Genomic DNA, 22,336 nt, shown 5'->3' on the forward strand with positions numbered 1-22,336 from the left:
GATGCGTCATGATCCTCCGCCATCGCCTGTTTATGTGGGCTGCGCTGGCTGGAGCCTGCCTCGGGAGCAATGGCCGGCTTTTGCTGAGCCGGGTTCCCACTTGCAGCGCTACGCCTCGCGTTTTTCCGGGGTTGAAATCAATAGCTCGTTTTATCGCCCCCACCGTTTTCAAACTTACGTCCGCTGGGCCGATTCGGTGCCGGATGGTTTTCGGTTTTCGGTCAAAGCCCCCAAGTCGATCACCCACGAAGGACGCTTGCAGGGCTGCGACCAAGCCTTGGACGAATTCATGGCGCAATGCAGCGGGCTTGGCGAAAAGCTGGGTTGCTTGTTGGTCCAGTTGCCACCGTCGCTGGCGTTTGACCCTCAAGTCGCGCAGGCTTTTTTTCAGGCACTGCGAGCGCGTTTTTCAGGCAGCGTCGTTGTTGAACCGCGACACCCAAGCTGGCTGAACGCTGAGGATTTGCTGGTAGAGCAGCGCGTCGGCCGGGTGGCTGCAGACCCGTCGCCTATTACGAGCCATATGACACCGGGCGGCTGGCAAGGCGTGCGTTACTGGCGTCTGCATGGTGCGCCGCGTATTTACCACAGCGCTTATGAACATTCCCGATTGCAAACGCTGGCCGCCGACCTGCTGGATTCCCACCGCAGCAATAGGACTGTCTGGTGCATCTTCGATAACACTGCCAGTGGTTTTGCCGTGGGCAATGCCTTGGAATTGCAGGGGCTGTTGGCGGGCGTATAGGGCGCTGACGCGCTGGGTGTTGCGGGCAGTCGTGGGGAGCCCTCGCCACGAACAACTTTTGGGATTCGCGCTGCATGTGCGATGATTCCCGACTTTGTGTGGGATTACACCTAGGCTGACGTAGGAAAACTCTATTAGTGTCCTGGAGTCGCCGGCCCACCTGTTATCTGTGGAAACCGGACCATGAACTTCTTCAAACGAGCGCTATTGGACAGAAAGCTGAAGAAAGCGCTTTCGAAGAATCAGTGCCGTCTGGACAGCGGGATTAAAGGCCTGCGTCGCGATACTGAGCTGACGCTGGAACACGGCGTGAAGCTGCATCGAATCAAGATTCTGTCTCGCCAACTGACCATCGGTGCCTACACCGATATTGTCAGCGGCTCCGAACTGCATGACGTCTCCTGTATCGGGCGCTATTGCTCGATTGCGAAGAACGTCACCATTGGTCAGAACCGTAGGTCCCATCCGCTGAGCGGGCTGACGTCCCATAGCGGGCTGGTGAGCCTGCGCCAGAAGCAGGGCGGTATTGCCCCGCATCACGATGGGGTGAAGCAGACCCGCATCGGCCACGATGTGTGGATCGGCATGGACGTGCTGATTCTGGAGGGCGTGACCATCGGCACGGGCGCGGTCATCGGCGCGCAATCGTTGGTCAACAAGGACATTCCGCCTTACGCCATTGCAGTTGGCTCACCGGCGCACGTGGTGCGGTACCGTTTCGATCAGGCCACCATTGACGGTCTGCTGGCCAGCCAATGGTGGAACCTGCCCCCACAGCAACTGGCCGGTTTACCCATCGAGGACCCGCAGGCGTTGCTCAGGGAACTGGATGGCAACGTCGCGCCGGCCTGTCATCCGGGGCAGGTGGTGGTGCGCAGCAGGCCGTTCAACGTGAGTCATGTGGAACCGCAGTGATCAGCCTCGGGGCAGGTTCGCCGTCTCCGCGCCTGTTCTGGATTCAGCGTTTGCGGCATGAGTCGACTGCTCGCGAGATCTGAACAGCGCCTCAATCGCTTTGTCATAGGCTTGTCGACCCAGCCTCATGCTGTTGTTGTGGGTGCCGCCCGGCACCAGCAGCAGTTTTTTCGGCTCCTGGGCCGCCGCATAAAGCTCTTCACTGAAACGCGAGGGCACGTAGCGGTCCTCGGTTCCGTGCACGATCAGCAGCGGCATGTTGATGTCGGCGATTTTGTCGATGGAGTCGAATTTCTGCGACAACAACCAGCGCACCGGCAACGCCGTATTGGCCACGACGGTGGCCACGTCCGCCAGGTTGGTGAAGGTGGACTCGATAATCAGGCCACGGGCCTCAGCGGGCCGGGTGCTGTTCCGGGTGTCGCGGCCCAGTTCAGCGGCCAGATCAACCGCCACGGCACCCCCCAATGAATGCCCGTAAATCAGCCGTTGGCGTGGATCAGGTTGGAGGACTTTCAGACGCTCCCAGGCGACGCGGGCATCTTCATAAACCGTGGCTTCGGAGGGCAATCGCCCCTGGCTCTGACCGAAACCGCGATAGTCGATGGCCAGCACCGAGAAACCCAGGGCGCGCAGTTGTTCGATGCGAAACAACTGGCCGGTGAGGTTCCAGCGTGAGCCATGCAGGTACAGCACGGCGGGCGCGTCCTTGCGATTGGTCGGCCACCACCAGGCATGGATATTCTGCGTCGCGCCGAAATCCGGCGCCTTGAGCTCAAGCTCCTGCACACCGTCGGGCAGCCCGCGGTACCAACTGGCAGTACCGGGCTCGATACGAAAGACCAGCTCCCGCTCGGTGTGCTGTAGCACCGCGCAACCTGCCGGCAGACCGACGATCAGCAAAACCATGCACGACCAGACGAACCAGCGCGCCTTGAAGCGCGCCAGGGAAAAATAAGGCATGAACGCAGCCTCTCCAACGAAGTAGCCAAGTGCCGACTGTAACGATGTTGTCATGCTGCCGATCAGTCGGTTGGTTACAGGATATTGCCGGGGGCGGGCGCCCCGGGAGCGGTGCAACGCTCAGGAGAACCGGCTTCACACCTACGGGGCTCACACCCGAAACCGATCCCCGATCAACCGGATCAACACGTCGCACGCGGCACTGGGTGGACCGGGTGCCTTGACCAGTTGCAGTTCATGCAACGGCAATTTCGGCAAGCCGTCGTCTTCGGTGAGAATGCGCATCTGCGGGCTGACCCTGGACCGGTCGATGATGCCGATGACCAGACCCGCGCAGATGGTGGTTTCCAGGGCGCTGGTGCCTGCGCTCATCACCATGGTGCGCCAGGGTCTACCCTCGCGGGTCAGCGCATCTATCGCCACGCTGCGATAGGGACAACCTTTGCCATGCAGTGCCAGCGGCAGCGGTTTTTCAGGATTGGCCTGATAGCTGTGAGCCGCGACCCACACGGGCTCGGTGGTGCCGAAACGGAACAGCGGCGGCTTGCCTGTATTCGGTGCATCCAAGGGTTCGACCACCAGCGCCAAGTCCATTTTGCCCCGTTGCAGACGGTTATGCAGGCGTCCGCTAGAAGCCGTCTCGACTTCCAGTTCAATCTGGGGAAACCCCTCGGACAAAGGGCCTAACAGGCATTGCAGCATCGCCCCTGCGTATTCCTCGGAGATCCCCAGCGTCACTCGGCCAGCGACCATGGGTTCGTGGTAACCGGCCAGCATTCGGTCGTGCAATTGCAATAACTCCGCGCTCTGTAAGGCGAAGCGGCGACCCAGGGGCGTCAAGGTGACGGTCTGGTTGTCCCGCTCCAGCAGCCGCCCGCCGGTGATGTCTTCAAGACGACGAATGTGCAGGCTCACGGCTGAAGGGCTGCGGTTGAGAAACGTGGCGGCCGCCAGGAACTGTTCGAAACGCACCACCGCCTGAAACGTACGCAGCAGATCAATATCCAGAGTGCTTTGCATGGTGCATTAATCCTGCATCAGTGATGCTTATCATCTCGTTTGATTGAATTACGGGTTCATTCATACCATCAGGCTCATGCCATGCATAGGGGATTGCTTGATGAGTGCGCAGGGAGGTGATGTCAACGTCAGTGTTTGTGGAAACGAACCGCTGACCCGTTCCAAGCCGTATTTCACCGGAGCGAGGTGGGTCAGTGGCTTGCTGCTGATCGCCATGGTGCTGAGCTGGAGCTCCGGGTTTATCGGCTACCGCTACGTTTCGGAAGCGGGCGGGGTGATGCTCGCCACCTTCTGGCGTTTTGTGCTGGCGGTTTTGCTGTTGCTGCCGTTGGTGTGGACCCGGTTGCGCCTGTTGAGCTGGCGCAACTGGGTGGACCAGAGTGTGGTGGGCTTGCTGGGCATTGCGGGTTACATCGCGCCTATCGCCCAGTCCATTGCGTTGGGTGTTGCGCCGGGCACCAGTTCGTTGCTCGCCAACCTGCTGCCGTTGAGCATTGTGCTGCTGGCGGGCTTCGTCCCCGGTCAGGCGACGCGGGGCTGGCAATGGCTGGGCGTCATGTTGTGTCTGGTGGGTATGCTGATTGCCAGCGGCAGCAGCCTGGAGTTTTCCAGGGCGTCGGTCTGGGCGTATTCGTTGCCGCTGCTGGCGGTCGCCTCATTGGCGATGGCGACGATCTATCAGAAGCAGTCGCGGCATCCGCCGCTGCCGGGGCTATTGGGGCTGTTCGTTCAAGCGTGTGTCGCCTTGCCGGTGTTTGCCGTATTGGCTTGGCAGGAAGGCAGCCTGCGGCCGGTCATGACCGCCGGTTTTGGCTTTGGCGTGCTTTGGCTGGTGGTGTTTTCCACGCTGGGGGGCTACGGGTTTTACTGGCTGTGCCTGCACCGCTTTACGTTGCAGAGTATTAGCGGCGCGCTGTTTCTGACGCCGCCGGTGACGATGATCTGGGCATACCTGCAATTCGATGATCCCTTGGCCATGAGCGCGTTGCTGGGCGTGGCGCTGACCTTGGCCGGGTTACCGTTTCTCAGGCGGCGCGCTGTCCAGGTCGAGGTCCGGGTCTAGCTCGACATCCGGCATCAAGGTTGCGATCAACGCCCGAACGGTGCCGGGCAGGGCGTCCAGCTCGCGGACCAGAATGCTGCGTTCGCGCACCGCCCAGGGTTCGTCCAGCTGCACCGTTACCAGTTTCATGGTGTGGCTGTGCCGGATCGCGGCCGACTCGGGAATGATGCCAATCCCCACGCCGGCTTCCACCATCCGACAGATGGCCTCGAAGCTTGACACCTGAATCCGCAGCGACAGGTTCTGACCCAGGCGCTCGACGTGATCGCGCAGGAAACTCAGCAGCGTGCTGCCCTCATGCAAACCAATGTGCTGGTAGCTCAGGGTCTGCTTGAGGGTGATCGGGCTTTGGCTTGCCAGCGCGTGGCCCACTGGCACCGCCAGCACCAGACGATCAGTGCTGAAGTGCATGACCTGTAAGCCGGCCGCTTCCACTGGTCCGGCGATAATCCCCATGTCGGTGCTGCCATCAAGCACGCCGCGCACGATATCCCGGGACAAGCGTTCTTGCAGGTCGACGGTGACGCCAGGCCGTTGGGCGAGGAAACCGGCAAGCACTTCCGGGAGAAACTCGGTCACCGCCGTGGTGTTGGCGAAGATGCGAATGTGCCCGGCCGAGTCGATGCCGTAGCGGGTGAATTCACTTTTCAGATAGTCCACCTGACGCATGATCAGCCGTGCGTGCTTGAGCAACCGCTGACCAGCGGGCGTGAGCTCAACCCCACGGCTGTCGCGGTACAACAGGCGCGTATCGAACTGGCTTTCCAGTGCCTTGATCCGCGCGCTGGCAGCCGCAGGCGAGAGAAACGCGCGACGTGCGCCCTGGGTCAGGCTGGGGGATTCGCCGATATGAATAAAGAGGCGAAGGTCGGCCAGGTCGAAGTGCATGGGGGTGTCCATTTGTTGTTATTGGTGTTCAGTATTTATGAACGCTGCCTTATGTAAATGCAAATTCACAGAATGCGAAGCGGCTTGCATGATCCCGGCATAACAACAAACGCATAGGGGTTGTCCGCATGAGCGCCGCAGAGTCGAAGGATTTCAATGCCTGGCTTGGACGCACGGAAGAGGCTCAAGACCATCTGAGTCGTCACCTGATCAAACGCATCGCCGCCACGTTCGGTGAGGCGACGCCTGCCGACGGTGATCCGCTGCCGCCGTTGTGGCAGTGGTGTTTTTTTCAGGAACCGGTTGCAGAGTCGCTGCTGGGCACGGATGGACATCCGGCGCGTGGCGGCTTCCTGCCGCCTGCGGACAATCGCAATCGCATGTGGGCCGGCGGGCGCGTCGAGTTTCTTGAGCCGCTGCAAGTCGGCGCCGAGGCCCATCGCCTTTCCACCATCACCCACATTGAAGAAAAGCACGGTCGGACGGGGGCGTTGCTGTTCGTTACCGTTCGCCATGACTACTCGCAACATGGCCAGCTCTGCATCCGCGAGGAACAAGACATCGTCTACCGCGAGCCGAATCCGCCGAAGCTGAACAGTGGCGCTGCGGCTGAAGCGGGTGAGTGGAATGAAGTCATCACCCCAACGCCCACGTTGTTGTTTCGCTATTCGGCGGTGACCTTCAACGGTCATCGCATCCACTACGACTATCCCTATGTGACGCAGACCGAAGGTTATCCGGGCCTTGTCGTACACGGGCCGATGATCGCCACGTTGAACCTGCGCGCCTTCTGTCGCGCTCATCCCGAAGCCCGGCTGCGACATTTCGCGTATCGCGGTGTGCGTCCGCTCAACGTGCCGACGCCCTTCACGGTGAGCGGGCATGTGGTCGAGCCGGGCAGGGCGCAGCTGTGGGCCGGCAATCAAGCGGGTGTCGCCCAAAGCGCCGAAGTGCGGTTCGACTGACCCCGGCACCTCATTCCTTAGCCAGACCGTGCCGGTGTCGAGGGCGCGAACTCAAGAGAGCAGATCAATGAACCCCAATGACAGTGAAGACCTCAACGCCATCCGCGAAGGCGTGCGTGCCTTGTGTGCTGAGTTCGACGCGGCGTACTGGCGCAGGATCGACGAGGAAAAAGGCTTCCCGGAAACCTTCGTCAAAGCCCTGACCGACGCGGGCTGGCTGTCGGCGATGATCCCGACTGAATACGGCGGCTCGGGCCTGGGCCTGGCGGAAGCTTCAGTGATTCTTGAAGAAGTGAACCGCTGCGGCGGCAACTCCGGCACGGTTCACGGCCAGATGTACAACATGTTCACCTTGCTGCGTCACGGCAGCGATGCGCAGAAAAGCTACTACCTGCCCAGGCTTGCCAGCGGTGAATTGCGCCTGCAATCCATGGGTGTCACCGAGCCGACCACCGGCACCGACACCACGAAGATCAAGACCACCGCCGTCCGGCAGGGCGACCACTATGTGATCAACGGCCAGAAAGTCTGGATCTCCCGGGTTCAGCATTCGGACCTGATGATCCTGCTGGCGCGGACCACACCGTTGGCCGAGGTCAAAAAGAAATCCGAAGGCATGTCGATTTTCCTCGTGGACCTGCGCGATGCCATCGGCAACGGCTTGACCGTGCAGCCCATCGCCAACATGGTCAACCACGAGACCAACGAGTTGTTTTTCGACAACCTGAAACTGCCGCTGGACAGCCTGATCGGCGAGGAAGGCAAGGGCTTCAAATACATCCTCGATGGCCTGAACGCCGAACGCACGCTGATTGCGGCTGAATGCATTGGCGACGGTCGCTGGTTTGTCGAGAAGGCCAGTGCCTACGCACGGGATCGGGTGGTGTTCGGGCGTCCCATCGGGCAGAACCAGGGCGTGCAGTTTCCGATTGCCGAAGCGCACATCGAGATCGAAGCCGCCGACCTGATGCGCTGGCGCGCCTGCGAAGAATACGACAGCGGCAAGAACGCGGGTGCCAGCGCCAACATGGCGAAATACCTGGCGGCCAAAGCGTCCTGGGAGGCCGCCAATGCCTGCCTGCAAACCCATGGCGGTTTTGGCTTTGCCTGCGAATACGACGTGGAGCGCAAGTTCCGCGAAACCCGGCTGTATCAGGTGGCGCCGATCTCCACCAACCTGATTCTTTCCTACGTCGCCGAGCACCTGCTCGAACTGCCGCGCAGCTTTTGAGGACCCGAACATGAGCCACACTCAAGCGTTGGCGGCGTTCCTGGCCGACCTGGACTACTCACAGATCCCCGATTCTGTGCTGGACCGCACCGAGGACCTGTTCCTCGACTGGATCGGGTCCGCGCTGGCCAGCCAGGGCTCGCGGCCCATTCCGTTGTTCGAGCGTTACGCCGCCAAAATGGGGCCTGCCCAAGGCCCGGCGAAAATGCTGGTGAACGGCCAAGGCACGTCGGCTTACTTTGCCGCGCTGGTCAACGGTGCTTCTTCGCATCTGGTCGAGCAGGACGATCTGCATAACAGCTCGGTGTTGCATCCGGCCACGGTGGTCTTTCCCGCCGTGCTCGCCGCCGCTCAGGACAGGGGCAAATCCGGCAAGGATCTGCTGCTGGCGTCTGTGGCCGGTTATGAAGCCGGGATTCGCATCGGTGAATTCATGGGACGCTCTCATTACCGCATCTTTCACACCACGGCCACGGTCGGCACCCTGGCGGCGGCTGTCGGGGTGGGCAAGTTGCTGGGGTTAGACAAGGAGCAGTTCATCAATCTGTTGGGCAACGCGGGCACTCAGGCGGCGGGGTTGTGGGAGTTTCTGCGGGATGCGGCGGACTCCAAACAGCTGCACACCGCGAAGGCCGCAGCCGATGGTCTGCTCGCGGCCTACATGACCGAAGACGGGCTGACCGGCGCGCGCAATATTCTGGAAGGTGATCAGGGCATGGCGGCGGGGATGTCCAGCGATGCTGACCCGAGCAAGTTGTCGGATCGCCTTGGCAGCCGCTGGGCATTGGTCGAGACCTCATTCAAGTTCCATGCTTCGTGCCGACATACGCATCCTGCCGCTGACGCTTTGTTGCAGTTGATGCAACGGGAAGGTCTGAGCCATGAGCAGATCGCCAGCGTGGTCACGCGGGTGCATCAAGGAGCCATTGATGTGCTGGGCCGCGTCGTGGTGCCCGCCACGGTGCATCAGGCCAAGTTTTCCATGGGGGCGGTGCTGGGGTTGATTGCCGTGCATGGCAAGGCGCAGTTGATCGAATTCCAGCAGCACGCCCTGACCGATCCCGCTGTGGCGGCGTTCCGCGAAAAAGTCAGCATGGAACTCGATGAAGAAGTCGATCACGCCTATCCGGCCCGGTGGTTGGGGCGCGTGATCGTCACCACCACCGATGGTCGCACCCTGATCGGTGCCATCGAAGAACCCAAGGGCGATCCGGGCAACACCCTGTCGCGGCCTGAACTGGAGGATAAATTCCAGCGCCTGCTGGCGTTCTCCGGTGCTCGCACGCCAGAACAAGGCCACGCATTGATCGACAAGGTCTGGGGTTTGCGGGATGCGCAGACACTGGGTGAATTGATCTGATCCCGCTCCGGCAGGGATGTGACACAAGAGGTGAACCCACATGACCGAACAAAACCCCCGTCCTCTGGACGGCATCACCGTCGTCAGCCTGGAGCATGCCATTGCCGCGCCGTTCTGCACCCGGCAACTGGCAGACATGGGCGCCCGAGTGGTGAAAGTCGAGCGCCCCGGCAGCGGCGATTTTGCCCGTGGCTATGACCAGCGCGTCGACGGCCTGGCCTCGCATTTCGTCTGGACCAATCGCTCCAAGGAAAGTCTGACCCTGGACCTCAAGCACGACGAAGCCGGGGGTATTCTTGAGGCTCTGCTGGGCAAGGCCGATGTGCTGGTGCAGAACCTTGCTCCGGGTGCGGCTGCGCGCATGGGGCTATCGTTTGAAGCGCTGCACACGCGTTTCCCGAAGCTGATCGTGTGTGATATTTCCGGCTACGGCGAAGGCGGCCCTTATGAAAAGAAAAAAGCCTATGACCTGCTGATCCAGAGCGAGGGCGGGTTCCTCTCGGTAACCGGCGGGCCGGGCGAGGAGGAAATGGCCAAGGCGGGCTGCTCCATTGCGGACATCGCCGCCGGTATGTACGCCTACACCGGGATTCTCTCCGCACTGTTACTGCGGGGCAAAACCGGCCTCGGTAGCCGCATCGACGTCAGCATGCTGGAAAGCCTGGTGGAATGGATGGGCTACCCGATGTACTACGCCTACAACGGTGCACCGCCACCACCACGGGCCGGGGCCTCGCATTCGACCATTTATCCCTATGGTCCTTTTCCCACCCAGGGCAGCGGTACCGTGATGCTCGGTTTGCAGAACGAACGTGAGTGGGCGCTGTTCTGCGAGAAGGTCCTGCTCGATGTTGCGCTGATCACGGACGAGCGCTTTTCGGCCAACTTCAAACGTTCCGAAAACCGCGAGGCGTTGCGCCAGATCATCGTCGACGGGTTTTCCCGGTTGACCGTTGACGAGGTGGTCGCACGGCTCGAAGACGCGCAAATCGCCAATGCGCGGGTCAACGACATGCAAGGCGTCTGGAACCATCCGCAACTCAAGGCCCGGGACGGCTGGCGGGAGATCGACAGCCCGGCAGGCAAGTTGCCTTCGCTGTTGCCGCCGGGCCGCAACACCGCGTTCACCCCCCGCATGGATGCGGTTCCAGCGCTGGGGCAGCACACCGGGAGCATTCTCAATGAGTTGGGCGTGTCGGCGGCCGAACATGCGCGGCTGCTGGCGGCGGGAGCCGTTTGAGCCTTCGGCTCGCTCCAACGGATTCAGCCATGAAGAACCTGCTCGCGAATACGTCACACAAAGGCTCTGTTGGAGCGAGGCTTGCCCGCGAATCGAATGTTCGGTCGATAGTTTTATTGACTGAAGGGCGCCTTCGCGGGCAAGCCTGACTCCAATGAACTGCCATGGATTCACACATGAGGAACACCACCATGCCTCACTCCATCGTCCGCTCCGCACTGTTCGTGCCCGGCAGTCGGCCCGAGCGATTTGCCAAGGCGCTGGCTGCCGGTGCCGACGCGGTGATTGTCGATTTTGAAGATGCGGTCGAAGAGCCGCTCAAGCGTCAGGCGCGGGATAACCTTGCGGCGTTTTTGCAGGCCAGTCCTCAGGCCGCGGTCTGGGTTCGGGTCAACGGGCCCGACCATGCCGAGCATGACGCGGACCTGCGTTTTTGCGCGGATCAACCTGGTGTCGCCGGCGTCCTGCTGCCCAAAGTCGAAACCGCAGAGCAGATCGCGGCGGTGTGGCGGGGCGGTAAACCGATCTGGCCGATCGTCGAAAGCGCCAAGGGCTTGCTGGCCATGGAGCAGATCGCCCAGGCCCGGGGGGTCGAACGTTTGTCATTCGGCGGTCTGGACCTGGCGCTTGACCTCAACCTGAACACCGGATCGGCTGCGGCTGCATTCGTCCTCGATCAGGCGCGCATGTGGTTACAGGTTCATTCATGCGCTGCCGGGCTATTGCCTCCGCTTGACGGGGTCTATCCGGTCATTCGTGATCCGCAAGGGCTGCGCCATTCGATTCGTCATGCTTACGACATGGGCTTTGGCGGCGCGCTGTGTATTCATCCCGCTCAAGTCCCGGTGATACACGACGCCCTGGCACCGAGCGACGAGGAGCTTGCCTGGGCCCGCCGCGTGGTCGACGCCAGTGCGCAAGCCAACGGGGCCGGAGCTTTTCAACTCCAGGGGCAGATGATTGATGCGCCCGTCTTGATCCGGGCACAACGTCTACTGATGCTCAAATAGGCCCGACTACAGGCCAACTTCATCATTTGCGTCTATAAAATCCAGATGCGATTGCCGTGCAAACTACCCGCATTCAGCTAAACCAAACGCGGGGTTACATAAAAGCTGATTCAACAAACACGGCCAGTTGGGCATCTTGCCACTAGCGCTTCAAAAAGAAGGCCCGCAGAGGCTGACTCTCACACAACAATAAGAAGGTGAAAACAATGTTGAAGCTGACCAAGGCGCTGTTCTGCGCCGCCGCTGTGTCCATCGCGTCGCTTGCACAGGCCGCCGATCCTGTCGTCATCAAATTCGCCCACGTGGTCGCCGACAATACGCCCAAGGGCCAGGGCGCACTGCTGTTCAAAAAACTTGCCGAAGAGCGTCTGGCAGGCAAGGTCAAGGTTGAAGTCTACGCAAACTCGTCGCTGTTCGGCGATGGCAAGGAAATGGAAGCGTTGCTGCTGGGCGACGTGCAGTTACTGGCTCCATCGTTGGCCAAATTCGAGCACTACACCAAGAAGATACAAATCTTCGATCTCCCATTCCTCTTCAATGACATGGCCGCCGTGGACCGCTTTCAGCAAGGGCCGCAGGGCAAAGCCTTGCTAACTTCCATGGACGATAAGGGCATTCATGGCCTGGCGTATTGGCACAACGGTCTGAAGCAACTGTCGGCCAACAAAAAGCTGGTGGAGCCCAAGGACGCCCGTGGCCTGAAATTCCGCGTGCAGGCTTCCCAGGTTCTGGAAGAGCAGTTCAAGGCAATCAAGGCCAACCCCCGCAAGATGAGCTTCGCCGAGGTCTATCAAGGCCTGCAGACCGGCACCGTCAATGGCACCGAGAACACCTGGTCCAACTACGAAAGCCAGAAGGTCAACGAGGTGCAAAAGTTTTTCACCGAGTCCAATCATGGCCTGATCGACTACATGGTGATCACCAATTCCAAGTTCTGGAACAGCTTGCAACCGGATGTGCGCACCGAGCTGGAAAGCATCCTTGCCGAAGTGTCGGTTGAAGTGAACAAACAGGCTGAAGCCCTGAACCAGACCGCCAGGCAGAAAATCATCGATGCCAAGACCAGTGAAGTCGTGACCTTGACTCCGGAGCAGCGCAACGAATGGCGCGAAGCCATGAAGCCGGTGTGGAAACAGTTCTCCAAGGAAATCGGTGCCGACCTGATCAAGTCGGCAGACGATTCGAACCAGGCCATGTAACACCCTCGTCATGACGTATCAGGGCAGCGGGTCATTCGTCCTGAATGGCCACTCCCTCTATCGGAGAATTGCCATGCATTCGCTGAAGCGACTCTGGGAGCATTTTGAGGAAGGCATGATTGCCTTCCTGCTGGCCGCTATGACGCTGGTGACATTTGTCTATGTGGCCATCAATAACATCTACACGCTGTTCTACACCCTGAGTGATCAATGGGCGTTCACGAGTGGTTTTTTCGGGACCATCGGCGACCATCTGATGGGCTATGCACAAGACATGACCTGGAGTATCGCCCTCACCAAAGCCATGTTCGGCTGGATGATCTTTTTCGGTATCTCCTACGGCGTGCGCACGGCGGGTCACCTGGGTGTAGACGCGTTGGTCAAGCTCACCAGCAAGCCTGTCCAGCGTCTATTGGCCATGTTTGCCTGTCTGTGCTGCCTGATCTATGCGGGGCTGTTCGTCATCGCCAGCTACAAATGGGTCTCTGCGCTGTTTCTAATCCAGATCGGCGCTGAGGATCTGGACCGCTTCGGTATCCAGGTTTCCCACATCGTGGTGATCGTGCCCATCGGCTTTACGCTGGTGTTGCTGCGTTATCTGGAAATCCTCTGGCGCATCTACACCCATCGCCAAACGGGCCTCGGCCTGGCTGACGAGGCCGCTGAAGCCAGCAAGCTGGCGCACCCCAACGAGGAGCATCACTGATGACAGTCCTCTGCCTGTTCCTGCTGCTGTTCGTGTTCATGCTCCTTGGCGTGCCTATCGCAATATCCCTGGGGTTGTCGGGCGCGGTGTCGATTCTGTTATTCAGCCAGGATTCGCTCAGTTCCCTGGCGATCAAGTTGTTCGAAACCTCGGACAGCTACACCTTCCTGGCCATTCCGTTCTTCCTGTTGTCCGGCGCGTTCATGACTACCGGTGGCGTGGCGCAACGTCTGATCGACTTTGCCAACGCATGCGTCGGGCATATTCGTGGCGGTCTGGCGATTGCCGCCGTTCTGGCGTGCATGCTGTTCGCCGCCTTGTCCGGCTCCTCGCCGGCCACTGTCGCGGCGGTGGGGTCCATTGCCATAGCAGGCATGGTGCGCTCGGGTTACCCGAAGGAGTTCGGCTCCGGGATTATCTGTAACGCCGGTACATTGGGCATTCTGATACCGCCTTCTATCGTCATGGTGGTCTATGCCGCCGCGACTGAAACCTCTGTAGGCAAACTGTTCATGGCTGGGGTGATTCCGGGGGTTCTTCTGGGGCTGTCGCTGATGGTGGTGATTTATATCGTCGCCCGGGTCAAGAAGCTTCCCGCCCAACCACGGGTTTCCTTTCGGGAATGGCTGCACACCGCCCAACGGGCTTTCTGGGGGCTGTTGCTGCTGGTGATCATTCTTGGCGGGATCTACAGCGGAATGTTCACGCCGACAGAAGCGGCGGCGGTTGCAGCGGTCTATTCGGCCTTCGTGGCGCTGTTCATCTATAAAGACACGAAATTCAGCGATTGTCCGAGGGTGTTGCTGGAGTCGGGCCGGCTGACGATCATGCTGATGTTCATCATCGCCAACGCCATTCTGTTTGCCCATGTTCTGACTACGGAGCAGATTCCGCAGCAGATCACTTCCTGGGTACTGTCGGAGGGCCTTTCGCCCATCGGCTTCCTGATCATGGTCAACATTGTGCTGCTGGTAGCGGGCAGCTTCATGGAGCCCTCGGCGATCATTCTGATTCTGGCACCGATCTTCTTCCCGATTGCCGTGCAGCTGGGTATCGACCCGATTCACCTGGGCATCATCATGGTGGTCAACATGGAGATTGGCCTGGTGACTCCACCGGTGGGACTCAACCTGTTCGTGACCTCGGCCGTGACAGGGCTGACGTTGGGCCAGACCATTCGCGCGGCGATGCCTTGGCTGATGATCCTGCTGGCCTTCCTGCTGCTGGTGACCTATGTGCCGTTCATTTCCCTGGCGTTGCCTGAATGGCTGGGCATGCCGTGAGTTGAGCGACCTCTGATCATCACGATCTTTTACATCGCCCATGAAAAAGCCGTCCTCTCTGGCGAGGGGACGGCTTCTTTTTAACCGCTCAGCACATCAGTGCATGAACAGTGCGATCAGGATGATGATCGGGATCGGGATGCCGAGGAACAGCAGCAGTAGTGAGCGCATTGTATTTCTCCTGGCTTATCGAGCCGTTGTTGTAGTGGTGTAGGCGCGGGTTTCGGTGTAGGTCACTGCGTCGCGACGACGACCGCCGTAGATAGCCGCGTAGCTGGCAAAGAACGCACCACAGAGCAGTGCGACGAACATCCAGAGGGCCGTCCATGCAGCCACTTTTGCAGCAGTGTCAGCCGCGTTCTTGGCAGCGACTTTTGCATCTTCAACTGCTTGACGAGCCTGACCGTAGACTTTATCGACACGAGCCTCCGCATCGGCCTGGCTGAGGTTGGTGCGCTGGGCAATCATCTGCGCCAGGTAGCTGCGGTCTTCAGCGGCCATGTCGCCGCCGTTGTTCAGGGTTTTGGCGAAAATCCGGAACACCACGCCATGAGCGGCATCATCGCTGACAGCCGCCGGACGATCATCGCGGAACAGGCTGTCGATGAAGTAGCCGTAATCCTGGCCGTTAGTGTTGCTGGCGGCGCTGCCTGCAACCTGTGCCACCGCACCTGTTGCACCGGAAGCCATGCTTGCGCCGGCCTGCAAGCCTCCGCTTACCATGCTGCCGACCGAGCCGACGATAAGCGTGGCGGCAACCAGTGTGGCAACAGCCCACGACAGGAAACCATGAGCCGTATCACGGAAATACACTTCATCGCCATGCAGATTGGCCCAGCGAACTCGCAATCGGCCTGCAAGATAACCGCCGAGACCGGATGCAATGATTTGGGTAAACGCCAGCCAGATAATGGTTGAAATGCCGAGTCCTTTTGCACTTATGCCGCTGTCCGCCCATGGCGATACAGCGGAAAAGCCGAGGCCGAAGCCCAGCAGGACGAGGATGAGGGATAACGCAGCGGCACCGGCAGCGCCGGCAAAAACCGCACCCCAGGACACGCCTGAGTTGTTTTGCGAATCCTGCACGGCAGTTGGGTAAGTATCGGGGGATGAGATCATTGTTGTTCTGCTCCATGAATAATGTAATTACATCTTTCCATTCACAGTGTTGCAGTCAGCATGCCAACTTTTTTATAAATAAAAGCCAGTAAATTCAAGGGGTTAAAAATAAAAACGGGAGGTGCTTCATGCAATTTGCAAGATGCGAGTACTTTCGGCGGGCGTAATGCATGAGCAGTATTTTTGAACTTCATCAAGGGTTTACGTCACGAACTTGAGACGCTGCGCAGGCTGAAACAAGTGCGGGTCAGCGCGGGCCATCTTGTGTTGTTTTCGGATGGACCCGCGCCCTGACGCCGCCGCTTACTACTTGGCGTCGCCTTTGTCAGCCGGCGCATTCATCTGGATCGACGACTTGGCGCCGTCGGTGTTGTCTTTCGTGCTCTGGTCATCCGGACTGTCAAAGCAGCCGCCGAGCATGACCATGCAGCAACAGATACTCAGGTACCGTGGGATGTTCATAGTTACTCCTGTCGTTTTGAGGGGCGCATTTCTTTCGACCGGACTCCCGGCCGATGGTTTAAGCCGTTGGTAGATTTGCCTGAGGGAGGTGCGTATCGCGCCAAATCGCATATAGTGTCTAGTGCATGTTATTGGGTTATTTCGAGAGGTTATTTCTAAATGTTCTTACATCGTCCACTGGAAGAAAAAGACATCGAGGCCGTGTGCGCAATGCCTCAGAGTGTCGACGAGCTGTTTTATATGTTCCCCCGCGCCATTTACCCCCTGACACCTTCTCAACTCAAGGACGCCCTGGACAATCATTCCGACTCCACGGTCGTGGAAATGAAGGGCGAAGTCGTGGGTTACGCGAATTTTTCTCGCAGCGACTTTCGCGGACGCTGTTCGTTGGGCAATGTGATCATCGCGCCGAAGATGAGAGCGCGTGGAGTGGGGCGGTACCTCATCGGTTGCATGAAGGACCTGGCTTTCGACAAGCACGAGGCTGCAGAGATGACGGCGTCCTGCTACAACCATAACGTTCCGGGCCTGCTTTTTTACCCGAAACTGGGTTTTCGGCCTTACGCCGTGGACGAGCGTCGGGACAAGCAAGGTGGCCGGGTGGCACTGATACATTTCCGCTTGCCTCGCAGCGAGGATTGAAATCGCTCAGGGCCACGCTATCTCCTCAGCTGTGCGGATGTCTCCAGCCACCGGCATTCACCTGACTTGATTCACGTCAGGTGAATTACATATGGCAACAATTGAGTGAATCGATTCTGCAGTAGATTCCTTTGAAAGTTCAATAAGTTAGTCGTTTTCAGGGGTGCGACAATAACGTTGCGTTTGCAGGGCAGAGCGGCGTATAAAGAACTGTGCCTTTGTTTGAAAATTAAATGACGACGTTTATGTGGCATGCAAGCGATGTTCAATAAAAGGGGACAATTAGTAATGTTTTCATTGGCGGCGGTATCGTCGCTCACTTGCTAAAAAAAGGAGATGCACATGTTTGCCTATAGACTTTCCACGCTTGAGCTAAGGAGTATTATCGAGGGTGCTTTCCTGCCTCTGCGCTGTACGTGCACCATTGCCCCGGATTCATCAATGACCGTGCAAGTTGTTGACCCCAAGTCCGAACGCATTGAACTATTTGTGACCGGCATTCCACTGGATCGACTCGATACCAGCCGTGAAATTGCCGAGCTGGTGGCTGAGTTGCGTTCCGACCTGGATCGTGGCAAGCAACTGCACATGCCTTTTCGTGCTGCCGGTTGAAAGCGCTTGAGGGTAACGCTGGGCGTCGTGAGCAACCGGTGGGTAAGCCCGTGCTCAAAATAGTGTTGCCTTGCAGAAAGGCTATTCGACGTATTCTGTCCCTGACGAAAGGGATTGATGCAGTACGTCGTTTCACTTTTGAGTGAATCCCGGCTTACGTATCGCCCTTCTCATACGACTTGACCGGCCTTCAACGTTATCCAGAGGGACAACGTTGTTGCATGTCGGACATCTCAATTGATTGTCCGAAGTCAGCCGGCGGGACCGCTCATCGGTCAATGCATCGCCCGCCGATGTTCATTTTCAAACAGCAACTTGAACTGCGTTTCATCCGCATCCCGTACCGAGAAATGGTCGCGAACAGGGCCAGCTTCAATGCGACCCTCCAAGGCAACCCGTATGACCGTTGATTTGGACAGGTAATCGGGTACATCCCCCAGAATCGTCAGCTCTCGCAAGCGGTGCCCGTCCTGTTCTACGGTAATCAGCCGGACCCTGCACGTCGCCTGCATGGGAATCGGACCAAAAAGGGTGTCGCGTGAATAGTCGATTTCGGCGATGGCCACCCGATAGTCTTTTTCGATATTCATGTCACTCACTCCAGAATCTACAACGTTATCCCCTCGTAAATCATTGATATCTATCCATCTGAATAGTTCTATTCTTTGCGCATCACCCGATGCGCCGTTGTTCGAACGCCGATACGGCGGTGTCTGGTCTCAGCCTTTCAGGGCGCGTTCGGTGGGCTGAAAGCCGCTGAAGAACTTTATTCCGGCCCCCGAGGTCAACGCTCTGACTCCAGCACGAGGAATCACCCAATGAAGTGTCTCTTCGCTCGGTTAAGCCTCTTTTTCACCATCGCCGTTGCCACAGTGGGGGTGGCACTGGCCAATGACGCTTTAAACCCCTTGATTGCAGAGCGCTGGAAAACACGGCCCCTGGTGATCGTCGTTCCCAGTGTTAACGACCCAGCGCTACACAGCCTGCGTCAGGCGTTGGAATCGACGTCCAACCGCGAAGCCTTTGTTGAGCGCGACATGGTGCTGTACGCCATTGTGGCGGGAGTGGGTAGCCGCAACGATCAACCCCTGACCCCGGACCAGACCAGTGCCCTGATCAACGCGTTGAACGTTGATGCCCATGGACCCGCCAAGGTCATTTTGATCGGCAAGGATGGCGGCAAGAAAGTTGAGCGCGGCGGGCCCGTGAAGCTTGCAGAGTTTTTTGTGATTATCGATGCGATGCCCATGCGTCAGAACTGAAGGGCGACAGAGCCTGGGTCTTCCGTTTTAACCGTCAAGTGGATGGCGCTGGACTTTTATCTGTTTGACGGTGAGCTGTTGAAAATACAATGAAGAAAAAATACGATTGACCCGTGGTTTTTTAGTTGGATAAACCGATGTCAAAAAATAATAACGTTGATAATCAATAGGTTATTAATTCTGTTCGTTATTATTCATGCGCGAGCGAAAATTTGACACTCTCGATGTTCTTTGGAATTATCCCTTCAGGCCCGAAAAAAGTTTCCCGGGCCACAACAGTCGGCAACGTCTCTATCAGCACTGGCCTCAAGTAGTCCCGGCGGGAAGATTGCGCGTTCTTCCTGAGCCCCGGGTTCCGACGTCAGGCAATTGAATGGCCGGTAACACCGCCGACTGTTTTTCTTGTGTCGTCATTTTTTACTCCAGACAGCCTTCGCAACTGCATAGGGCGGTAGCGTTGCCTGTGTATTGAACAGGGAATTAACAGGCGGGTTTTGGCGTATTGGTAATCGTCCTTGCGCATCTGCAATCCAGCGTCACTGTGCCGGGATTGGAACTGTGCAGCCGTTCTCTTGCACGCCCTTCAAAGAGGCGGCGCCTTCTTCTGCGGCCCCATTGAGTATGCAAGTAACACGCGTGACCACTGGTCGTTGAGGGACTGTTGGATTGCATCAACTCGTCTATCAAACCAAGGAGCGTCATTATGTTTGGAGATTATCTGGAAACCACGTGCGGCTGTGTGATCGGCGGGGCGGGTCCTGCGGGTATGGGGCTGCTGTTCAACGCTTTGAAAAGCGGGACCTTGTCCGAGTTGGCCAGAGGCGGGCTGATCATCGTCGACGCCAGCGCCAATCCAGGTGCCGGGCGCCTTGGCGACTACCGCATCACGGCAAACTCGGTGGGCGACGTGATTCTGGATTGTTTGCGCGACCCCGCCCTGCAACCTGTTTTCGCACCGCTTGAGCAATCGCCTGCTTATTGGCGCATACGTCACCAGGCGCAACATGCGCCCCAGTTATCGGATATTGGTGCGTTGCTGGCCGAAGCCTCACGGCTGGTGCTGGACTTCATTGTTCAGCGCTATGGGGCCAAGCTCTGGAGCAGCACGACCATTACCGAGGTGATCCGCGAGGATGACGAGTTCTTCGTCTGGGTCCAGGCCCAGGGCCGAACCCGGCGTATACGTTGCAGCACCCTGATTCTCAATCTGGGCGGGCGGCAGGACCCGCAGCATATGGTCAGAGGGCTGGCGCAGCAGGGTTTGTCTTTGTCCGGATCCGCCACCCTGCACAGCGCCGACGAACTGCTGCGTATGAACGCCGTTCAATTGCGCGAGATATTTGCGCCAGCGCTGGCTTGTGCAGGGCGTATCACCTTGGTCGGCGGCTCGCACAGCGCCTTCTCCATGCTCGAAAATCTGGCGGATGCCCTGGAGTTCGCCGGCTTGCAGGAAATCACCTTGATTCACCGTTCCGCCATCCGGCTGTTCTATGAAAGTGCCGAATTGGCCACGGCCGCAGGCTATACGTTCGATCCGTACAACGATGTGTGTCCAGTGTCCGGCAGAGTCAATCGTTCCGGTGGTTTGCGTTACCGTGCCCTGGACATAGGCCGCGCTGTCATTGAACACCGCCGGGTCGGCAAGACGGGGGTACGGGTCAAGGCATTCCAGACGCAAGGCGGCGCGCCGGGTGACTTCGAAGCGGCGGCCCAGGCGCTGCTTGAATCCCATTCGGTGGTGCAGTGCATGGGGTATCAAGCGAACCTTCCCGTCATGAGTCATCCGGATGGCACGCCCATTACACTGCGAGAAGTTAAAGGCGGGGTGGATTCGGACTCCGCAGGCTGCCCAGTGGACACCACGGGCCTGCGCCTGCACGGTTTGCACATGTTCGGGCTCGGGTCCGGACTGGGCATCGATCCACGGCTGGGCAGCGAGCCGTCCTTTGATGGGCGCATTTATGGCGTTTGGCAGTTTCACAATGACGCCAGCCGGGCCGTGATCGAATCGGTGATCGCCCGTTTGCAACAGGCTGCCGCGCCAGAACCGGTGCCCAGTCGAAGCCTTGCAGAGCGTCTGGAAAAGGGGCTGCCGTTCCTCTTTCCCGGGCTGACCAACGCTAAAACCTGATTCTGACAGCGGTAGCGGTGAACGGTTGTCATCTATCCCGAACAGCGTGGTGGCTGTCCGGGATTTTTTTTGCCTCATCCCATGTAACAGAACACGGTGGTTAACGGTGCCCGCCAGGGCTACCGGTACGCTGTGTTGCTTATCATTCATTGAGCACCGGTTTGACATCCACTACTCTCGACCCTTGGGTGGCGCTATCAGACTGACTGACAGGAGAGCGAAATCATGCGGACTCTGATCGTTGGGGCCGGGGCGATAGGGGGGTACTTCGGCGGCAGGTTGCTTGAGGCGGGTCGCGATGTGACATTTCTCGTGCGCCCCGGCCGTGCAGAAGAGCTGGATCGGAGTGGCCTGGTCGTGCGCAGCCCTTTGGGCAATATTCATTACCCGTCGCCACCCCATGTGCTGACGCAGATGCTCGGCGATCCCTATGACCTGATCATTCTCAGTTGCAAGGCTTATGATCTGGACGCCGCAATGGACGCGTTCGCGGCGGCGGTGGGTCCTGACACGGCGATCCTGCCATTACTCAACGGTATGGCGCATCTGGATCGCCTTGGCGCCCGCTTCGGCGAGGCAAATCTGTTGGGCGGCCAGTGCCTGGTTTCTCTCGACAGGGACATCACCGGCGCAATCCTTCATTTGAATGACACCCATCAGTTGTCCTTTGGCGAATTGAGCGGCGCATTGACCACCCGCATCCTGCGCGTCGCCGAAGCCCTGGCCGATGCAGGCTTCGAGGCCAGTCTCAGCCAATTCATCGTGCAGGAGATGTGGGAGAAGTGGTGCTTCATCGCCACCGCTGCCGGCATCAGCGGCTCCATGCGGGCCAGCCTGGGAGATGTGCTGACGGCCGGGGGAAGGCCGCTGATTGTGAAGTTATTCGCTGAATGTGCCAATGTGGCAAAGGCGTGCGGCTATCCCTTGCGTGAACCGGTGCGTCAGCGACTGTTGAAATTGCTTACCGCTCCCGGATCGAAAATGATGGCGTCCATGTTGCGTGATGTTGAACGCGGGGCGCCCACTGAAGCGGACCATGTGCTCGGGGATCTGCTGATGCGGCGCGATGCACACAGCGTGACGTCAGGCGAGTTGTCAGTGCTTGAGTTTGCCTACACTCACTTCAAGGCCTACGAAGCGCGGCGTCTGCACGGGCACTGATCCCTTGGGTCGAACCTGTGACAACGCCCAGCCTCATAACCTTACGATCCATCGCAGTCAGAAGAGAGGTGTGGCTATGCCCGTCAAACACGATTTGTACAAAGATCTGGGATTCACCAAAGAGCAGGTTGCCGAGTGCAGTAAAGCAGACAGGAAACTCAACCAGCTGCTCAGCGACTATGGGCAGATAGATAATAACGTGCTCGATGCCGAGTCCGGTTCGGCTGGCAATGTTAGCGATGAGGATCTGAAGAAGCTCAAGGAAAAACGGTTGTTGATCAAGGACAAGATTGTTCAGCGCCTGACCCTTCCCGAGTAACAGGCGTTATCGAAAAATCGGGCTGTTGCAGCCCGATTTT

At 58.7% G+C, this 22,336-nt stretch carries 23 protein-coding genes; 17 read left to right on the top strand and 6 right to left on the bottom strand.

What is annotated here, in order from left to right:
• Position 1 precedes the first annotated feature (1 nt).
• Positions 2 to 745 carry a DUF72 domain-containing protein gene (locus ACP7B0_RS13175; RefSeq protein ID WP_426141836.1) on the top strand — a complete coding sequence of 248 codons (744 nt, stop codon included), beginning with the start codon at positions 2 to 4 and terminating at the stop codon, positions 743 to 745.
• Between the two features lie 183 nt (positions 746 to 928).
• Entirely contained in the window at positions 929 to 1,660 is a 732-nt protein-coding gene (locus ACP7B0_RS13180; protein ID WP_426141837.1) for a CatB-related O-acetyltransferase, read from the top strand.
• On the opposite strand, the gene ACP7B0_RS13185 is transcribed toward ACP7B0_RS13180, so the two are convergent.
• Together ACP7B0_RS13185 and ACP7B0_RS13190 are read right to left on the bottom strand one after the other, a co-directional pair.
• Positions 1,661 to 2,623 carry an alpha/beta hydrolase gene (locus tag ACP7B0_RS13185; protein WP_426141889.1) on the bottom strand — a complete coding sequence of 321 codons (963 nt, stop codon included), beginning with the start codon at positions 2,621 to 2,623 and terminating at the stop codon, positions 1,661 to 1,663. It lies immediately after the preceding gene.
• A gap of 150 nt (positions 2,624 to 2,773) precedes the next feature.
• Entirely contained in the window at positions 2,774 to 3,643 is an 870-nt protein-coding gene (locus ACP7B0_RS13190) for a LysR substrate-binding domain-containing protein (RefSeq protein ID WP_426141838.1), read from the bottom strand.
• 100 nt (positions 3,644 to 3,743) lie between these two features.
• On the opposite strand from ACP7B0_RS13190, the gene ACP7B0_RS13195 reads away from it, so the two are divergent.
• Positions 3,744 to 4,706 (top strand): DMT family transporter, encoded by a 963-nt coding sequence (locus ACP7B0_RS13195; protein WP_426141839.1) that lies wholly within the window; start codon positions 3,744 to 3,746, stop codon positions 4,704 to 4,706.
• On the opposite strand, the gene ACP7B0_RS13200 is transcribed toward ACP7B0_RS13195, so the two are convergent.
• A complete protein-coding gene (locus ACP7B0_RS13200; RefSeq protein WP_426141840.1) occupies positions 4,659 to 5,594 on the bottom strand; it encodes a LysR family transcriptional regulator in 936 nt (311 codons plus the stop codon). The two genes, ACP7B0_RS13195 and ACP7B0_RS13200, sit on opposite strands and share 48 nt — an antisense overlap.
• A gap of 128 nt (positions 5,595 to 5,722) precedes the next feature.
• On the opposite strand from ACP7B0_RS13200, the gene ACP7B0_RS13205 reads away from it, so the two are divergent.
• The 8 genes from ACP7B0_RS13205 (at position 5,723) to dctM (ending at position 14,588) form a co-directional block, all read left to right on the top strand.
• A complete protein-coding gene (locus ACP7B0_RS13205) occupies positions 5,723 to 6,559 on the top strand; it encodes an FAS1-like dehydratase domain-containing protein (RefSeq protein WP_426141841.1) in 837 nt (278 codons plus the stop codon).
• Between the two features lie 67 nt (positions 6,560 to 6,626).
• A complete protein-coding gene (locus ACP7B0_RS13210; protein WP_426141842.1) occupies positions 6,627 to 7,790 on the top strand; it encodes an acyl-CoA dehydrogenase family protein in 1,164 nt (387 codons plus the stop codon).
• Between the two features lie 10 nt (positions 7,791 to 7,800).
• Positions 7,801 to 9,150, top strand: a complete 1,350-nt coding sequence (locus tag ACP7B0_RS13215; protein ID WP_426141843.1) for an MmgE/PrpD family protein — start codon at positions 7,801 to 7,803, stop codon at positions 9,148 to 9,150.
• Positions 9,151 to 9,190: 40 nt separating this feature from the next.
• The gene (locus tag ACP7B0_RS13220; protein WP_426141844.1) at positions 9,191 to 10,390 is read left to right on the top strand and encodes a CaiB/BaiF CoA transferase family protein; all 1,200 of its coding nucleotides are present in this window, start codon (positions 9,191 to 9,193) and stop codon (positions 10,388 to 10,390) included.
• A gap of 191 nt (positions 10,391 to 10,581) precedes the next feature.
• Positions 10,582 to 11,400: an HpcH/HpaI aldolase/citrate lyase family protein gene (locus tag ACP7B0_RS13225; RefSeq protein ID WP_426141890.1), complete on the top strand. Its 819-nt coding sequence runs from the start codon at positions 10,582 to 10,584 to the stop codon at positions 11,398 to 11,400.
• Between the two features lie 206 nt (positions 11,401 to 11,606).
• Entirely contained in the window at positions 11,607 to 12,599 is a 993-nt protein-coding gene (locus tag ACP7B0_RS13230) for a TRAP transporter substrate-binding protein (protein ID WP_426141845.1), read from the top strand.
• A gap of 73 nt (positions 12,600 to 12,672) precedes the next feature.
• Positions 12,673 to 13,305 carry a TRAP transporter small permease gene (locus ACP7B0_RS13235; protein WP_426141846.1) on the top strand — a complete coding sequence of 211 codons (633 nt, stop codon included), beginning with the start codon at positions 12,673 to 12,675 and terminating at the stop codon, positions 13,303 to 13,305.
• Positions 13,305 to 14,588 (top strand): C4-dicarboxylate TRAP transporter large permease protein DctM, encoded by a 1,284-nt coding sequence (dctM, locus tag ACP7B0_RS13240; RefSeq protein ID WP_426141847.1) that lies wholly within the window; start codon positions 13,305 to 13,307, stop codon positions 14,586 to 14,588. The genes ACP7B0_RS13235 and dctM overlap by 1 nt, the downstream gene beginning before the upstream one ends.
• A 186-nt stretch (positions 14,589 to 14,774) precedes the next feature.
• Here dctM and ACP7B0_RS13245 read toward each other — a convergent pair whose 3' ends face one another.
• Together ACP7B0_RS13245 and ACP7B0_RS13250 are read right to left on the bottom strand one after the other, a co-directional pair.
• Complete coding sequence (locus ACP7B0_RS13245; protein ID WP_426141848.1) at positions 14,775 to 15,707, bottom strand: hypothetical protein; 933 nt, start codon at positions 15,705 to 15,707, stop codon at positions 14,775 to 14,777.
• Positions 15,708 to 16,013: 306 nt separating this feature from the next.
• On the bottom strand, positions 16,014 to 16,169 hold the full coding sequence (locus tag ACP7B0_RS13250; protein WP_426141849.1) for a hypothetical protein: 156 nt from the start codon (positions 16,167 to 16,169) through the stop codon (positions 16,014 to 16,016).
• A gap of 159 nt (positions 16,170 to 16,328) precedes the next feature.
• Between ACP7B0_RS13250 and ACP7B0_RS13255 the strand changes: the two genes are divergently transcribed.
• Both ACP7B0_RS13255 and ACP7B0_RS13260 read left to right on the top strand, forming a co-directional pair.
• Positions 16,329 to 16,811 (top strand): GNAT family N-acetyltransferase, encoded by a 483-nt coding sequence (locus ACP7B0_RS13255; RefSeq protein WP_426141850.1) that lies wholly within the window; start codon positions 16,329 to 16,331, stop codon positions 16,809 to 16,811.
• 342 nt (positions 16,812 to 17,153) lie between these two features.
• Positions 17,154 to 17,423 (top strand): DUF1652 domain-containing protein, encoded by a 270-nt coding sequence (locus ACP7B0_RS13260; protein WP_426141851.1) that lies wholly within the window; start codon positions 17,154 to 17,156, stop codon positions 17,421 to 17,423.
• A 275-nt stretch (positions 17,424 to 17,698) separates the two neighbouring features.
• On the opposite strand, the gene ACP7B0_RS13265 is transcribed toward ACP7B0_RS13260, so the two are convergent.
• The gene (locus ACP7B0_RS13265) at positions 17,699 to 18,013 is read right to left on the bottom strand and encodes a hypothetical protein (protein WP_426141852.1); all 315 of its coding nucleotides are present in this window, start codon (positions 18,011 to 18,013) and stop codon (positions 17,699 to 17,701) included.
• A gap of 228 nt (positions 18,014 to 18,241) precedes the next feature.
• Between ACP7B0_RS13265 and ACP7B0_RS13270 the strand changes: the two genes are divergently transcribed.
• The 4 genes from ACP7B0_RS13270 to ACP7B0_RS13285 all read left to right on the top strand — a co-directional run bounded on the left by ACP7B0_RS13270 (position 18,242) and on the right by ACP7B0_RS13285 (position 22,296).
• Complete coding sequence (locus tag ACP7B0_RS13270) at positions 18,242 to 18,685, top strand: DUF4174 domain-containing protein (protein WP_426141853.1); 444 nt, start codon at positions 18,242 to 18,244, stop codon at positions 18,683 to 18,685.
• Between the two features lie 703 nt (positions 18,686 to 19,388).
• Positions 19,389 to 20,816, top strand: coding sequence for a pyridine nucleotide-disulfide oxidoreductase (locus ACP7B0_RS13275; protein WP_426141854.1), 1,428 nt, complete (start codon positions 19,389 to 19,391; stop codon positions 20,814 to 20,816).
• A gap of 225 nt (positions 20,817 to 21,041) precedes the next feature.
• Positions 21,042 to 21,977 (top strand): ketopantoate reductase family protein, encoded by a 936-nt coding sequence (locus ACP7B0_RS13280; protein ID WP_426141855.1) that lies wholly within the window; start codon positions 21,042 to 21,044, stop codon positions 21,975 to 21,977.
• Between the two features lie 76 nt (positions 21,978 to 22,053).
• On the top strand, positions 22,054 to 22,296 hold the full coding sequence (locus ACP7B0_RS13285) for a hypothetical protein (RefSeq protein ID WP_426141856.1): 243 nt from the start codon (positions 22,054 to 22,056) through the stop codon (positions 22,294 to 22,296).
• The last annotated feature ends 40 nt before the right edge of the window (positions 22,297 to 22,336 follow it).

Origin of the sequence: Pseudomonas sp. DWP3-1-2 (assembly GCF_049896285.1) — a bacterium.
Lineage (GTDB): Bacteria > Pseudomonadota > Gammaproteobacteria > Pseudomonadales > Pseudomonadaceae > Aquipseudomonas.